The sequence below is a fragment of the Vibrio anguillarum genome (assembly GCF_003390515.1).
GTDB classification, from domain to species: Bacteria; Pseudomonadota; Gammaproteobacteria; order Enterobacterales; family Vibrionaceae; genus Vibrio; species Vibrio anguillarum.
This window is the reverse complement of sequence record NZ_CP031478.1, coordinates 261429-275121: the sequence shown is the minus strand read 5'-3', so window position 1 is coordinate 275121 and position 13693 is coordinate 261429. Positions and strand designations below refer to the sequence as shown.

11 protein-coding genes and 1 pseudogene are annotated in these 13693 nt (G+C 45.0%); 3 read left to right on the top strand and 9 right to left on the bottom strand.

Going from position 1 to position 13693, the window contains the following annotated elements; all coding sequences use genetic code 11:
* The first annotated feature begins 72 nt into the window (after positions 1-72).
* Positions 73-288, top strand: coding sequence for a DUF3820 family protein (locus tag DD616_RS01140; protein ID WP_026028221.1), 216 nt, complete (start codon positions 73-75; stop codon positions 286-288).
* Positions 289-305: 17 nt separating this feature from the next.
* On the opposite strand, the gene DD616_RS01135 is transcribed toward DD616_RS01140, so the two are convergent.
* Positions 306-650, bottom strand: coding sequence for a YajD family HNH nuclease (locus tag DD616_RS01135; RefSeq protein ID WP_010318547.1), 345 nt, complete (start codon positions 648-650; stop codon positions 306-308).
* A gap of 121 nt (positions 651-771) precedes the next feature.
* Positions 772-1254 (bottom strand): L,D-transpeptidase family protein, encoded by a 483-nt coding sequence (locus tag DD616_RS01130; RefSeq protein WP_013868005.1) that lies wholly within the window; start codon positions 1252-1254, stop codon positions 772-774.
* Positions 1255-1544: 290 nt separating this feature from the next.
* On the opposite strand from DD616_RS01130, the gene DD616_RS01125 reads away from it, so the two are divergent.
* Entirely contained in the window at positions 1545-3692 is a 2148-nt protein-coding gene (locus DD616_RS01125; RefSeq protein ID WP_208871573.1) for a GGDEF domain-containing protein, read from the top strand.
* 47 nt (positions 3693-3739) lie between these two features.
* On the opposite strand, the gene DD616_RS01120 is transcribed toward DD616_RS01125, so the two are convergent.
* The 7 genes and pseudogenes from DD616_RS01120 to DD616_RS01090 all read right to left on the bottom strand — a co-directional run bounded on the left by DD616_RS01120 (position 3740) and on the right by DD616_RS01090 (position 11466).
* Positions 3740-4456: an SIMPL domain-containing protein gene (locus DD616_RS01120; RefSeq protein ID WP_208871572.1), complete on the bottom strand. Its 717-nt coding sequence runs from the start codon at positions 4454-4456 to the stop codon at positions 3740-3742.
* Positions 4457-4574: 118 nt separating this feature from the next.
* Positions 4575-6227 (bottom strand): BatD family protein, encoded by a 1653-nt coding sequence (locus DD616_RS01115; RefSeq protein ID WP_208871571.1) that lies wholly within the window; start codon positions 6225-6227, stop codon positions 4575-4577.
* Positions 6221-8140, bottom strand: a complete 1920-nt coding sequence (locus tag DD616_RS01110) for a vWA domain-containing protein (protein WP_208871570.1) — start codon at positions 8138-8140, stop codon at positions 6221-6223. Before DD616_RS01110 ends, DD616_RS01115 begins: the two co-directional genes overlap by 7 nt.
* Positions 8133-9101 (bottom strand): vWA domain-containing protein, encoded by a 969-nt coding sequence (locus DD616_RS01105; protein ID WP_017048974.1) that lies wholly within the window; start codon positions 9099-9101, stop codon positions 8133-8135. The genes DD616_RS01110 and DD616_RS01105 overlap by 8 nt, the downstream gene beginning before the upstream one ends.
* 7 nt (positions 9102-9108) lie before the next feature.
* Entirely contained in the window at positions 9109-9579 is a 471-nt protein-coding gene (locus DD616_RS01100) for a DUF4381 domain-containing protein (RefSeq protein ID WP_013867999.1), read from the bottom strand.
* The gene (locus DD616_RS01095) at positions 9576-10502 is read right to left on the bottom strand and encodes a DUF58 domain-containing protein (RefSeq protein ID WP_017048975.1); all 927 of its coding nucleotides are present in this window, start codon (positions 10500-10502) and stop codon (positions 9576-9578) included. The genes DD616_RS01100 and DD616_RS01095 overlap by 4 nt, the downstream gene beginning before the upstream one ends.
* Before the next feature lie 20 nt (positions 10503-10522).
* Positions 10523-11466, bottom strand: a pseudogene (locus DD616_RS01090) (AAA family ATPase).
* A 282-nt stretch (positions 11467-11748) separates the two neighbouring features.
* Between DD616_RS01090 and DD616_RS01085 the strand changes: the two are divergent.
* Positions 11749-13665: a methyl-accepting chemotaxis protein gene (locus DD616_RS01085; protein WP_094144747.1), complete on the top strand. Its 1917-nt coding sequence runs from the start codon at positions 11749-11751 to the stop codon at positions 13663-13665.
* The last annotated feature ends 28 nt before the right edge of the window (positions 13666-13693 follow it).

The window sequence follows — 13693 nt, the reverse complement described above, 5'->3', positions numbered from 1 at the left end:
AGTACCCAAAAGTGGCTGAGAAACATAAACTGGTTGGACTTAAACAAGTTTAGCCAGTTTGTGAGACGCAAAATGTTAGAAAAAGAGAACCTGATTAAACTTGCGCGTATGCCAATGCCGTTTGGTAAGTATGCAGGGCGAGCGCTTATCGACTTACCAGAAGAGTATTTGCTGTGGTTTGATAAGAAGGGCTTCCCTGAAGGGGAGCTCGGGCGTTTGCTGCAACTTTGCTTAGCGTTGAAAATTGAAGGATTGGATAGCGTGGTTAAGCCACTAAAGCGTATGTGATCTAGTGGCTAACCGCGTTATTTTTTCATCAGTTTGGCGAGATCGGCAAAGGGGTTATAGGTCGCGCTTTGATGATCGTCTAATCTCGCAACAGGCTCAGCGCCAAATCGGTCGTGGTCTGAATATTTAGAGTGCTCATGATCGTGACAATAGAGGCATAAAAGCTCCCAGTTACTGCCATCTTCAGGGTTATTGGTGTGATCGTGATCTTTGTGGTGCACAGTTAATTCTCGTAAATTTGAATAAACGAATTCACGCGCGCAATTGCCACACACCCAAGGGTAAAGTTTAAGTGCTTTTTCTCGGTAACCGCTCTCTTTACGAGCATAATTGGCACTTGAACCATAAAAATCTGACGACATGTTAATTCCAACCATTGATTAAAAATACTTTTTCGATATTAAAAACCAAAAATCTGCGCTAATCAAAGTTTGTGTGATTTATTTTAATGCACGCCCTCACACCTTAGCGTAAGTGTCACTTTTACCACTCAATCTCAATCGGCGTGCCTTCTTTGACTAGGCTCAAAAATTCATCCATTTCTGAGTTAGTCAGTGCAATACACCCATTAGTCCAATCAAAACTTTGTACATATTCTGGTCGTTGCTTGTCGCCATTTTTTAGGCCATGGATTTTTATATCACCACCGGGATTGATGTTTAAGCGCTGTGCATGCACTTTATCTTGATGATTCGGGTAACTGATATGAATCGAACGATAATAGCCAGAATCATTACTTATAGCTTCAAGATAGTATCGACCTTCTGGGGTACGTTGATCGCCTTCTTGCTGTTTATGTCCTTTGGGTTCTTTACCCAAGGCAATTCGATACTCTTGAATGATCTGCTGGCCCGAGATCAAGTACATGCGACGCTTAGATTTATCCACTTTGACCAGATCAATCTCAGCCGCTGCGCTGTTGAGTGAAAAACATAGAAACAAAAGTAGCCTAAAGTATCGGGTCATAAGAGAGTGTCAGTACTGATAAGGTGGCAAATAGAGAGACATTATGCAGCGGAAGAATGAACGTGGCTAGTTGTCAATATTGTCTTGCAAATAAGACAATGCTAAAAATAATAGGGCTAACCATGTAATAAATGGAAACAGAATCTCAAAAATGTAGGTTAACTCTAGGATGTAAAAACATAGAGTGCAAATTTGCGGCCGACTTAACAGCGACCTTTTTAAGAGTTTGATTGCACATGATCTTTTGTCTAATTTTGCAATGAAAATTATTAAAATGTCAGGCCGCTCATATGTTCTCTCGTACTTTACTCAAACAGATTTCTTCTGCTCGCAACCATCGTATGCTCGCGGAAGCAACGTTTGATTTTCTTCAAAGTTTCATTTCTCCCAAATCAATGCGGATCTTTCATGCACCGACATTAAACAAGCGCCATGAGCCATTATTTGAGTACAACTTACCGACTGCTCTGCAAAATTATCCAAATACCTTTTGGAATTGGGCCGCACAATTTGACACCTCTGATGGTCTAATTCCACTAGCGATCAACACCTGCAATTGGGACTACCGTAGTGTGATGGGCGGTGAGTCTTATCTTTTTATGTTAGATAACCACCCTGATTTAAGAACCTATTTGCTGCTTGAGGCAATTGATAACGTCAACATTCATGCGAAAACAGAATCCGGAGAGCTCGATTGTTTGCAACTGATTGCGGCTCGTTGGCAATGTCTTCGCGCGGAATCTGAAGCGGCAAAGGAGTTTAAAAATAGAGATATCCGCGAAGCAAAGTATTTGGATGAAATTAAACAGCGCGAAATGTTCATTGATAACATGAAGCTGGTTCATCAATTAGCGATTGAACTGGCTAACCCAGACAATTTAGATGCGCTGCACAGAGCGGCCGTTGATGTAACGAAAACACGCTTAGGGTTTGATCGAGCCGCTTTTTTAGTTCTTGATATGAAAAAACGTTGTTTTAGCGGAACTTATGGTACGGATGAAAGCGGAAAAACGGTGAGCGAACACCATACCCAATACGATTTGCACCAGCTAGAAGAAAGTTATTTAAGCGGTCTTTCTGATGATACTAAAAGTTTGGTGCTGATCGACGATGCCCCTCTATACACGGCAGGAAATGTGGTAGGACAAGGGTGGAATGGGATGTTAATCCTACGTGATGGTAATGAAACCATTGGTTGGATCGCGATTGATAACTACATTAATCGACAGCCCATTACTGAATACCAAAAGCAGATGTTGGAATCTTTTGGTTCATTGCTTGCGCAAATTTATATTCGCAAGCGTCAGGAGCAAAATGTTCGCATGTTGCATGCGAGCATGGTTGAACTGTCACGTTGTATGACGGTGAGTGACGTGTGCAAATCGGCGGTCAGTTTTGCGATTAACCGCATGGGTATTGATCGGATGGCAGTATTTTTGACCGATAAACACTGCTCGTACATTCAAGGAACGTGGGGAACCGATATCCAAGGCAACATTGTGGATGAATCCTATTTTCGTTCTGGGACCACCAATAATATGATTGTTGATATGGCCAAAGCCAACCCCAATGAGGTGGTGTTTGAAGAGTCAGTCCCTATTTATCATGACAGCAACATTGTTGGTTTTGGCTGGACAGCCATGACCATGCTTACCAACAATGGCGAACCTATTGCTTTTATTGCTGCGGACAATTTGATCCGCCGCTCACCACTGACTTCACAACTGCGAGAAGTGATCCGCATGTTCGCCTCGAATTTAACCGAAGTATTGATGCGCACCAGTGCTCAGCAGGCGATCAGTGAACTGAATGAGAATTTAGAAATTGAGGTGCGTAACCGTACCTATGAGTTACAAAAAGTGAACGACAAACTGGACTTAATGGCCAAAATGGATCCATTAACTCGCCTTGGAAATCGTCGGATGTTAGCTCATTTATTGGAACGCATCGGTTCGAGAGTACAAACGGAGACCGTAAGCTATGGTTTAATTCTGCTTGATATTGATCACTTTGGTTTATTTAATAATTACTACGGTCACTTAGAAGGGGATATTGCTTTGATTCGTATTGGCCATATTCTCAACCAACATGCTCAGGCAGAGAATGAACTCTTTTGCCGAATTGGTGGTGAAGAATTTATATTGTTGGTGGCCAACCGTGATGCAGCAGAAGTGAAAGCGTTGGCTGAAAGCATACGCTTTAGTATTGAACGAGAGCAGATTGAACATAGTGAGAACCCTGATGGTGACTGCTTAAGTGTCTCGATTGGTTACACTATTGCCCAGTACCTTCCCAGTGAACTTAAGTTTGAGGAGATGTACAGCAAAGCAGATAAGGCACTTTACCAAGCAAAAGATAATGGCAGAAACCAAGTCGTTGGTTACTCTGAGCAAAAACACCATACTCGAAGTGATAAAGTCGCCGCGCCAAATTCATAGTGTTGGCGCGACGAGCCATGACAAAAATAATGAGAACAGCAGATTATTCAGTCTGAGAGGTAATATTCAACTGTTGAAACGACGCGTACTTTTTTGATGTAAGGAGTATTGTTATCACGATCCACAATACTAAATTGTCCCTGTGAAGCGCGTTTAATCTTGCCAAGTGAGCTCTGCGAATCTTTGGCAAATTTCTCTGCGACTTCTCTTGCTTGTTTGGTCGCTTCTTCAATCATGTCGGGTTTGATTTCATTCAGTCCAGAGAATGAATAATCAACGCGGTTGTTGTAAGGATCTTGATTAAAAACGATGCCTTGTTTTCCTAAATTGCCGAGCTTATTAATGGCCTCGCGCACTAGGCCAACTTGATTGCTGTACACCGTAATGGTTTGATTCGCTAAATAACGAAACTCGACTAAATTTTCTCCACCATACTGCTGTGCTTTTTTGTCGATCACCGCTGGCGATGATAGCGAGACACTTTTTTCATCAATGCCTTGTTGAGCTAAAAATGCGGTCACCAGTTGGCTCTGCTTTTCAATCGTGTTGAACATAGTGGGTAAATCATTGTCGGCCACACTAAATTGGATCGGCCAAACAACGGTGTCGGCGGGATATTCTCGCTCTGATAATCCTTTAACGGTCACCACGCGCTCATACTCTTTATATTTCACAGCCGTTTGCTGCACAAAGTAACCGAGGGTTGCGAGCCCGAGTATTAAACTCAAACCGATGATCAATGAAGCGCTACTTTTTATTTGCATGCCTTGTTTTCCTTTTGTTGGCAACAGTCCCAAAATGACTTGAAGTCACAGCGGTTAGTCGTTTGAATATAACAGCATACCTTAGATTTGAGATTGTGATTTCGACAGCCATTTTCGGTTAGAGTTTTGCCAGAGATTCTAACTTTTTATGCTGGCGCTTAGTTTGCTTTTTTTGAATGGCATCAATCATAGAGATTAACGCTGAGCCATCCCAATCACTTTTCTGAGGTGCGTACAAAGTTTTAAGTTGCTGGTTGACTTGTGCATCTAGTGCGGTTTTCTCTTCATCACTTAATACGACTGAATCGCGCCAGAGGGTGAAGTAATAGCTAATTTTGGCACCATCTTGGCTTTGTACAGCTTCTTTTAACTGTTGATATGGGTGGCCTTCAAGCGGTTGATTATGAGCGTTGGTTTCCTGTGTTGCTGTCTGTGGTGCGTTACGAAATGACCAAGCGACTACCATAGTCGCCATCCATAACAGTGCAAAAAATGCGGTAAAGTAGGGCCAGTATCCTGCATCTTTAACGGTGACGGTTTGTACTGTTGGTGGTGTCAGCACAGAGGTGGATGGGTTGAGTAATTCACCTGGCGAAACCTCTAGCGTTAGTCCTTTGGCTTGCGCGCTTTGCTGAGATTCGTTTTTGGTGTCCCACCAACTGACGGTGAGATCCGCCAGCTCAACCTTACCGACGGTTTTTGGGATGAGTACTTGTTTTAGCGTCATTTGCACATCGCCATTATCTAAGCTTTTAAACTGAGGCTTTTCAGCATAGAGCCGAATTGAGTCTGGATATTGCACTGAGAGGTTAGGCAACTGCGTCTGCGTAAGGCCTTTCACTGTCAGAATCCATTCACGAGTCAACGATTCACCTACTTTGGTTTTAAAGCTCTCGGCGGTGATGATCTGCCCTGTGGCATCTCGCCACGTTTGGTTGAGTGTTAGTTTTTGCGTAGGTAGCCAAGTGCCTTGATAGCTACCCGGTTTCGGCAGTACGGTGAGCGAAAAGGTTTTGGCCGGAATATCGACTTGCAGCAAGCGGGTGCTGCCCGTTTGGTTGTTACCATAGATGAGGCCAGCTTTAAACGCAGGGCCGGATAACGTGAAAGTTCCTGCCTCTTGGGCTGTGACTCTAAATTTTTGGTCTACAACGGTGACTTCAACCCCATCCAATAAGCTTTGGTATTGGTTAGCTTCTCCCTCGGTCGTCAGTTCTAATCCTTGTACAGCGGGTGGCGTAATTTGTGGATTTTGCAGCCTTCTTGGGTCAGCTTTGATGATTAGGCGAGCATTGAGAAAAGTGCTTTCACTCGGGTAGAGTTTGCTACGTTCTAGATCGGCTTGTATTTCAACAAGGTCAGATTGCTTGGGCGCTTCACCATCAGCGATAACTTGAATCGCGATCGGTTGAGTAGTTGCCCCATTGACGCTAAAACTAGGAATGGTCAGTATGCCGAGTTTGTTGGCTGCCAACGATACATTCCATTCACTGCGCGTGCTGCGATCGCCATTGATGATGTTCACCGAAGTACCAAAACTTGGGCGGCCGAGAAAAAAATCGCCTTCTAACACCTTAAAGTCGATCGCATCGGTCGATACTTTTTCATCGGCAACAATTCGTAATTGGAATACTTCATTTTTCGCGACCTTATTTTTACTGACGCTGGCGTAAAGTGCAGCCGCGTTAGCGGCCGAGCTCAATAGAGCAACAGAAACTAGGCTGATAATCGCAGCCCAAAATGAATGCTTGATCGATTTCATACTTACCACTTCTTGCTGTTGTTTTGTGGAGGTTGTGCTTGGTCTTCTTGCCGTTGTCTTGCTTGTAGCAACAATTGTGCTTTGAGTAAGCCACTAGGATCTCGTGCACTTTCGACTTGTTCTAGCTTGCGAAGTTGCGGGTCAACAGTTTGGCTATCGCTTTGCTGTTGCGATTGCTTCTGTGTTTGCTGCTCAGAGGCTTCTTTGTCACTGACCTCATCTTCGTTGTTCATTGATCCATTTGTTTGAGTCGCTTCAGTCGGCTGTTGAGAGGCAGGCGATTCATCCGCCGTGTTGGTCTTGGATCGCTCACTTTGCTCATCTTTACTTTGTGCCGATTGAGGCGAAGACTGAGAGCCGTCGTTCTGCGGTGAGCCATCGCTTTGGTCGTCAGGTTTATCTCCGGTTTTTTCGCCATCTTGTTGTTGTGCATCGTTTTTATTCTGTTCATTATTTTTATTTTCCGACCGATTTTTATCTTGATTTGGATCGGAAGGCTCACCAGACTGTTGCTGTTGCTGTTGCTGTTGCTGTTGCTGTTGCTGTTGCTGTTGCTGTTGCTGTTGCTGTTGCTGTTGCTGTTGCTGTTGCTGTGCTTTTTTTATGATTTCCAAATTATGCTGAGCATCTTTATGGTTTGGGTCGCGCTTTAACACCTCTTCATACAAGGTTTGGGCCTTTTCCAATTCTCCATTTTGCGCGTAGGCGTTGGCCAAGTTGTATTGCACTCGCACATTGTCTTGTGGCAGTTGAGAGAGGGTCTCCACCGCTGCCTGATATTCTCCAGCCTGATATTGAGCGATGCCTTTCCACTCTAAGTCTGTAAATTGTTCACTGGCCGCTTGATACTCCTTTGCATCAAACGCTTTTTTGGCTTGTTGATTGCTATTTAGCCAAGGTGAAGCCTGTACACTATTGCTGTGCAGTGTAGGGATGAAGAGCAGTAACAAAGAAAAAATGACGCTACGGCGAAACAAAAGCAAACACGGGATAATGAGGATCAGCACTAACCAATAGCCATTGTTAACGCGCTCTTTCACCATTTGTTGACTCTTGGTTGTACTGTGTGGTTGTTCGTTTTGGTCTAGCTTAGCGATCATTGCGACATCGCTATTGTCTAAGCTGATTGGCGTAAATAATCCATTTATATTCTGCGCGAGCGACTGCATATTGGCAAAGTTGGTCTTGGCCACCACGGTCTGCCCTTGTGCATTTTTCAGTAAGCTGCCATCGCTGAGCGTAATAGGCGCGCCCGCTTGTGTACCAATGCCTAAGATCACTAATTTCCAACGCGTATTGGTAAGCTGTGTTTCAATCTGAGCTTGCTCTTGTGAGTCGATGTCATCGGTCAATAACACAATGTCACCTTGTGCAAGGCCGGCATTTTTCATCATGTCGATGGCTAATTGAACCGCGCGATCCGCATCTGCGCCGGGGTAGGGCATAATATCGGGCGATAGATTGGGCACTAAGTTGCTTAGGGTTGCGGTGTCGGTGGTTAATGGGCTAACGGTATAGGCATCACCAGCATAGGCGACAAGCCCTGTACTACCTTCTTGCCATTGCATGAGTAAGTCGAGCGCTTTATAACGCGCTTGCGTTAAGCGGTTGGGTTTTATATCAGTAGCGTACATCGATAGTGACATGTCCATCACTAATACGCGCGCGTTACTATTGCTGTAACTGGGGCGTGTTTGAGATTCAAAACTCGGACCAGCTAGCGCCAGTACTGCGAGCAGCCAACTGATGCTGATGATCACAATGGCCGCGTTATGCTTTTTATCGCTCAAACCCATCGCCTTAGCCAGATGAGGTGCTATCAAAGAGTGTCGTTTGGCACGCAGAGTGAACCAGCCCAGCAGCAGTGCTAAGGGGAATAGTGCGGCTAACCACCAAGGTGTAAGAAAAACAAACTCAGACATGATTTCTCCTTAGTAGCGCTAAGAGTACAGAAAGCGCGAGCGCTATCGCCAACGGATAACCAAACCATTCGCTTTGTGGACGCCAAGTTTGGCTTGCTTGGCTTATGGGTTCTAATTGATTAATGGTGTCGTATATTTTGGCGAGATCTTGGCTATTTCGTGCGCGAAAATATTGGCCACCAGTCATGGTCGCTATTTGTGTTAACGTCTTCTCATCTAAATCTTCCGCGGTATTTATTTTTCGAGTCATAAAAAACTCTTTGACCATCATTTCGCCAGCGCCAACACCGACTGTGTAAATGGTGGCATTGTATTTTTGGGCAATTTTCGCAGCTTCGATTGGGTCGAGCACGCCAGCGGTATTGCTGCCATCACTGAGTAAAATCATCACCCGCTGTGGGGCATCACTATCGATAAACGTTTTGGTCGCAAGCCCAATCCCTTCACCAATGGCGGTTTGGGTGCCGATCAGCTTAAGGACGGCTTGATTAAGCTGCTGGCGAATGGTGTTTTTATCCAGAGTCAACGGCGTCTGTAGATAGGCGTGATCGGCAAATAAGACTAACCCAAGGCGATCACCTTCGCGCTTGTCAATAAAATCAGAGAGCACATTTTTAACGGCGCTCAAACGATCAATGTACTGATCGCCAAGCAGCATATCTTCTTGGCTCATGGAGTAAGAGAGGTCAACCACCAGCATCAGATCTCGGTGTTTGGGCTGAGCAATAACCGGGTCGCCAAACCACACTGGGCGGGCTGCGGCGATCAATACTAAGCACCAAATAACGCTCGCAATGATTTTAGCGATGATCTGGTTTGGTGCTTGACGCTGATTATCTTTAGGAAGGTAGGGCAGGTGAATCGCTGCCCTTTCTTTTGCTGGTGGTAAGAATCGATAAACGACCAGCGGGAGTGGCAGCAGACATAGCATCCACCACCACAATAACTCTATATTTGCCAAAGCCTAGCTATCTCCGTTTTTTAGGCGGCAAAGCATCATTAACCCATTGATAGCAGTGATTAATCAGTTCTTGACTGTTTTCTGTTTTCTGCTTTTGGTATAACGCTTGCTGCCACAATGTTTCATTGGGAACAAAAAGAGGGTAAGAAATTTGTGAATCTAAAAAGGTGTACCACTCTTTGCCGGTAAGATGTGCGATTTCCATTCGAGGGTAGTAACAAAGTGCGGCTTGACGAAGTAGCTCAATCGCTGAAGAAGGAGTTAAATGCCCAAATTGGGGGTTGAGTAAACGCAGCGCCGTTTTTTTCGGGGCTAAGCGTTTACGACGCCAACGAATGGCTAACACCAGAATCAGCAGACAGAGCAGTATGCCCGCCGCGCTTGCCCACCATCCCCAAGCCAAGGGAAACCAAGAGGGTAGCTCAGGCAGTTGCATCGCGCTTAAATCTAAAAGTGTAGCTATTGATGATTCCTTCATTCTTTATATCCGGATAGTTGTTGCAACAAAGGTTTCTCACTAGAGAGTGAGGTATAAGAAATTGCCATAGTTTGACTCAATGATTTTAGTTTTTCTTTTTGAGATTCAAAGGCTTTTTTTAACCCTAAGCGCGTACTATTTTTCGAAAAGTTGAGCCAGCTCGTCTGTTGGTCATCGGTTACGCGTTCTACACCGCGAAATTGGGTCTCTCCTTGCTCTAATGGATCGTAAATGTGCACAATTTTTACACGATTATGTCTCTGCAATTGGTTGAGTATTGGTTGTAATGTGGCATTGAAATGGACGAAGTCACTGATCAAAATCACTTCACTGCCTTTAGGGCACAAACGATTCAACGCAGTTAGGCCGCGCTGCATGCTGTGTGATTTCGTTTTATCAAGCTCCAGCAGCTGTTGGTTTTGTAGTGTCACCAACTGTTGCAACAGCTGTAATGGCCCTTTTTGGCGGCTAGTCGGTTTTAACTCAACCAGTGTCGAACCAGTATCAATCACCGCGCCCACTCGGTCCTTATTGGCAATGCTTAACCAACTGAGCAAGCTTGCCATGTGCGCCGCTTGCACTGATTTGAGCATTAACTGCGATCCAAACTGCATAGAGCGGCTCAGATCAACGTAAAGAATGACGGGTTTTTCTCGTTCTTCACTGAACAGTTTGGTATGAGGTTTTCCCGTACGCGCAGTAACGCGCCAGTCGATGGTCCGAATATCATCTCCTGCTTGGTATTGCCTGACCTCAGCAAAGTCCATTCCTCGGCCGAGTTGCTTGCTCTGATGCTGCCCCAATACTTGCGCCCATAAACTTTTAGCCGGTGGCAGCCAGCGAATAGCGTGCTGCTTGTAAGGCAACAGTTCAGCCAATGAAAGTGTGACACCCGTACTAAACGGTGGAAGTGACTCTTGCATAGTAAACCTTAGTCTTAGTGCTAAGCACTACCAACCAGTGAAAGTAAGTGAGTGATAACTTGGTTGGGATGCACGCCCTCAGCCTGTGCTTGGTAGCTCAATAATAGCCGGTGGCGCAAAACCGGAAATACCATCGCTTGAACATCTTCAGGGCTGACAAAATCACGCCCACTGAGCCATGCATGAGCGCGAGCGCATCGATCAAGCGCGATGGTTGCTCGCGGGCTGACGCCCATCTCTAGCCATTGTGCCAACGTGGCATCGTAGTCTGCGGGTTTACGTGTTGCCATGATCAGGCGAATAATATATTGCTCAATAGGTTCGGCCATGTGAATGTTCAGCACCGCTTGTCGAGCACTGAAAATATCGCTTTGGCTTAATGTTGGCGGAGAGACTTTCTCAATTCCCTGCGCTTCCCCGCGGTTCAAACGTAAAATGGCGAGTTCATTTAATCAACATTTAAATGCAATAAAAAACGATCCAACTGCGCTTCGGGTAGAGGATAAGTACCCTCTTGCTCGATCGGGTTTTGGGTAGCCATCACTAAAAAAAGTTCAGGTAACGGGTAGGTTTTTCGACCTGCCGTGATCTGTTTTTCAGCCATCGCCTCGAGCATCGCAGCTTGTACTTTGGCTGGAGCGCGGTTGATTTCATCAGCCAATACTAATGAGTTAAAAATCGGGCCCGCTTGAAAGGTGAACTCACCTGTTTCAGGGCGGAAGATATCGGTACCGGTTAAATCGGCGGGGAGCAGATCAGGCGTAAATTGGATTCGATGAAAATCACCTTCTATGCAATCGGCGAGTGATTTCACGGCACGGGTTTTTGCAAGGCCAGGAGGCCCCTCGACCAAAATGTGCCCATCAGCAAGAAGTGCAACTAATAACTGTTTAACCAAACCTGTCTGGCCTATGACTTGCTGATTTAAATAGTGTTGTAGCGATTGAAACGCGTGCGATGGCATTGAATGGGTCTCCTGCTGTTTTGCTGAATTAGTAATTTATTGATTCGAAAAGTTCCATGAAAAGTGTGATACATCAACTGATTGGCGAATTATTATCCATTTGGCGAAACGAAATAATGTTTGGTCACCATACTCGACTATGCTTAGGAACAACCATTGTTGGCCATGATCACATTCTACGTGAAGATAAATCGATTCTATCAATAAATTTCTCAAGAGAGAGGGTTTGTTGCCGATACAAAAAAGTTATTCATGACAAGCCAATAATAAAGAGCGCAAATAATGTTCAAACTTAATTCGATGAGTATTAAGCAAAAGGTTGTATTAGGAATTACGTTCGCGGTACTCGCTTCGACGGTTATCGTTGGTGTAATGGCGCAGCGTCAAGCACGAGAGGTACTGGAGCACCGATTAATTGATATCGAACTTCCCTCGTTACTTGATCAAATCAGTAGCCAGATAGATCGAGAAGTATCGCAATTGCTCTTTTCTGCTGAGCAACTAGCCAATAATGAATTCATCAAGCAAGCCGTTCAGACGACCAATATTAATGCTGACGCAGAGGCGATGCTGATTAAGCAGCTCAATAATGTACGCGATCAATATTCGTTGAATGATGCTTCTGTGGCTAACCGAAAAACGGCGTATTACTGGAACCAAAATGGTTTTCTGCGTCAGCTTAATCAACAGCAAGATGGCTGGTTTTTTGGTTTTACGCAATCGGGACAAAAGACCATGGTCAGTATGTTCCAAGAGGCAAGTGGCGAAGTAAAAATGTTTGCCAACTATCAAAATGTCAGTGGCGATACGATGTCTGGTTTGTCGAAATCAATGGATGACATGGTGAACCTGCTCAATGGATTTAAAATCGAGGACACAGGTTTTGTCTTTTTGACCAACTCGAAAGGGGAAGTGCAAATCCATCGCCAAAAAGAGAAAGCTAAAGCCTCATTAACACAATTGTACGGCTCAAACGCAAACCAACTATTGAATAAAAGCCGCTTCAACCTGATTTCGACAACCTATCAAAACCAAGATGTTTTTGTCGCTAGTGTCTACGTGAAATCGATGGACTGGTTTGTGATTGGTTCAGTACCTGTGTCGGAAGTCTTCGCAGAATTAAATGCCGTTGCGCAAAAAATGTTGTTCACAACCTTAGCTGTGGCGGGTTTATTTATTTTGATGGGTCTTTTTCTCGCGAATAGTATTGCCAACCCAATTAAACAGATTGCACAACGCTTTACCGATTTAGGTAAAGGCGATGGTGATTTATCGCAACGGATTGAGGTATTGGGCCGCGATGAAATCGCTCAATTATCAGCGGGCTTCAACGGTTTTATTGAGAAGATTCATCAATCGATGAAAGAAGTTGCTTCTACCAGTCATGCATTGCAGTCGGCGGCGGGTCGGGTGTCGGAAAAATCGACGCGAACTCATGACAATAGCCAAGAACAGCGTGACCAAACTATACAAGTGGTGGCGGCGATCAATCAAATGGGGGCCACTATCAGTGAGATTGCTTCTAACGCGGCGACGGCAGCTGAAACAGCAAATCACGCGGCTGATAACACTGAAGTAGGACGTGAAGTGGTAAGCAAAGCCAAAGATGCCATCAGTCGTTTAGCCGCGGATATCGAAAATACGGGTAAAGTGGTGGAGCAGCTAGCATCGACCACTCAAGATATTGGCTCTATTTTAGGTGTTATCCGTGGTATTTCTGAACAAACCAACTTGCTGGCATTAAACGCTGCAATTGAAGCGGCGAGAGCTGGAGAGCAAGGTCGAGGTTTTGCTGTGGTGGCAGACGAAGTACGCAATTTGGCCAGCCGCACGGCCTCTTCAACGGAAGAAATTCAAAAGATGATCAATCAATTACAAAACGATGTAAAAGATGCGGTCTCGGCGATGTCTTCTGGTAAGGCTGTTACACAGGAAGGGGTTGACGCTTCCGATGAAGCGGTGAACGTTTTAGTGAATATTTCAAACAGGATCCACGATATTTCCGATCGGAACACTCAGGTTGCCACGGCGACTGAAGAGCAATCAACGGTGGTGCACACAATCAATCAAAATATTGAAGAGATCAACGCCATCAATGAAGTGACCACCAGCACCGCAGAAGAGTTGGCAGAAGCGAGCCAAGAGCTGCGTGATCTGTCTGGCCGTTTAGATAAAATGGTGGGTAGCTTTAAGCTCTAGAATCATGAGGGGGAAATCGGTACACTTC

What these genes read in the sequence shown, in the direction of transcription:
- DD616_RS01130 (WP_013868005.1), bottom strand. Translation starts at nt 1,254, where the DNA reads ATGACCCGATACTTTAGGCTACTTTTGTTTCTATGTTTTTCACTCAAC.
- DD616_RS01140 (WP_026028221.1), top strand. Translation starts at nt 73, where the DNA reads ATGTTAGAAAAAGAGAACCTGATTAAACTTGCGCGTATGCCAATGCCG.
- DD616_RS01125 (WP_208871573.1), top strand. Translation starts at nt 1,545, where the DNA reads ATGTTCTCTCGTACTTTACTCAAACAGATTTCTTCTGCTCGCAACCAT.
- DD616_RS01095 (WP_017048975.1), bottom strand. Translation starts at nt 10,502, where the DNA reads ATGCAAGAGTCACTTCCACCGTTTAGTACGGGTGTCACACTTTCATTG.
- DD616_RS01110 (WP_208871570.1), bottom strand. Translation starts at nt 8,140, where the DNA reads ATGTCTGAGTTTGTTTTTCTTACACCTTGGTGGTTAGCCGCACTATTC.
- DD616_RS01100 (WP_013867999.1), bottom strand. Translation starts at nt 9,579, where the DNA reads ATGAAGGAATCATCAATAGCTACACTTTTAGATTTAAGCGCGATGCAA.
- DD616_RS01120 (WP_208871572.1), bottom strand. Translation starts at nt 4,456, where the DNA reads ATGCAAATAAAAAGTAGCGCTTCATTGATCATCGGTTTGAGTTTAATA.
- DD616_RS01135 (WP_010318547.1), bottom strand. Translation starts at nt 650, where the DNA reads ATGTCGTCAGATTTTTATGGTTCAAGTGCCAATTATGCTCGTAAAGAG.
- DD616_RS01085 (WP_094144747.1), top strand. Translation starts at nt 11,749, where the DNA reads ATGTTCAAACTTAATTCGATGAGTATTAAGCAAAAGGTTGTATTAGGA.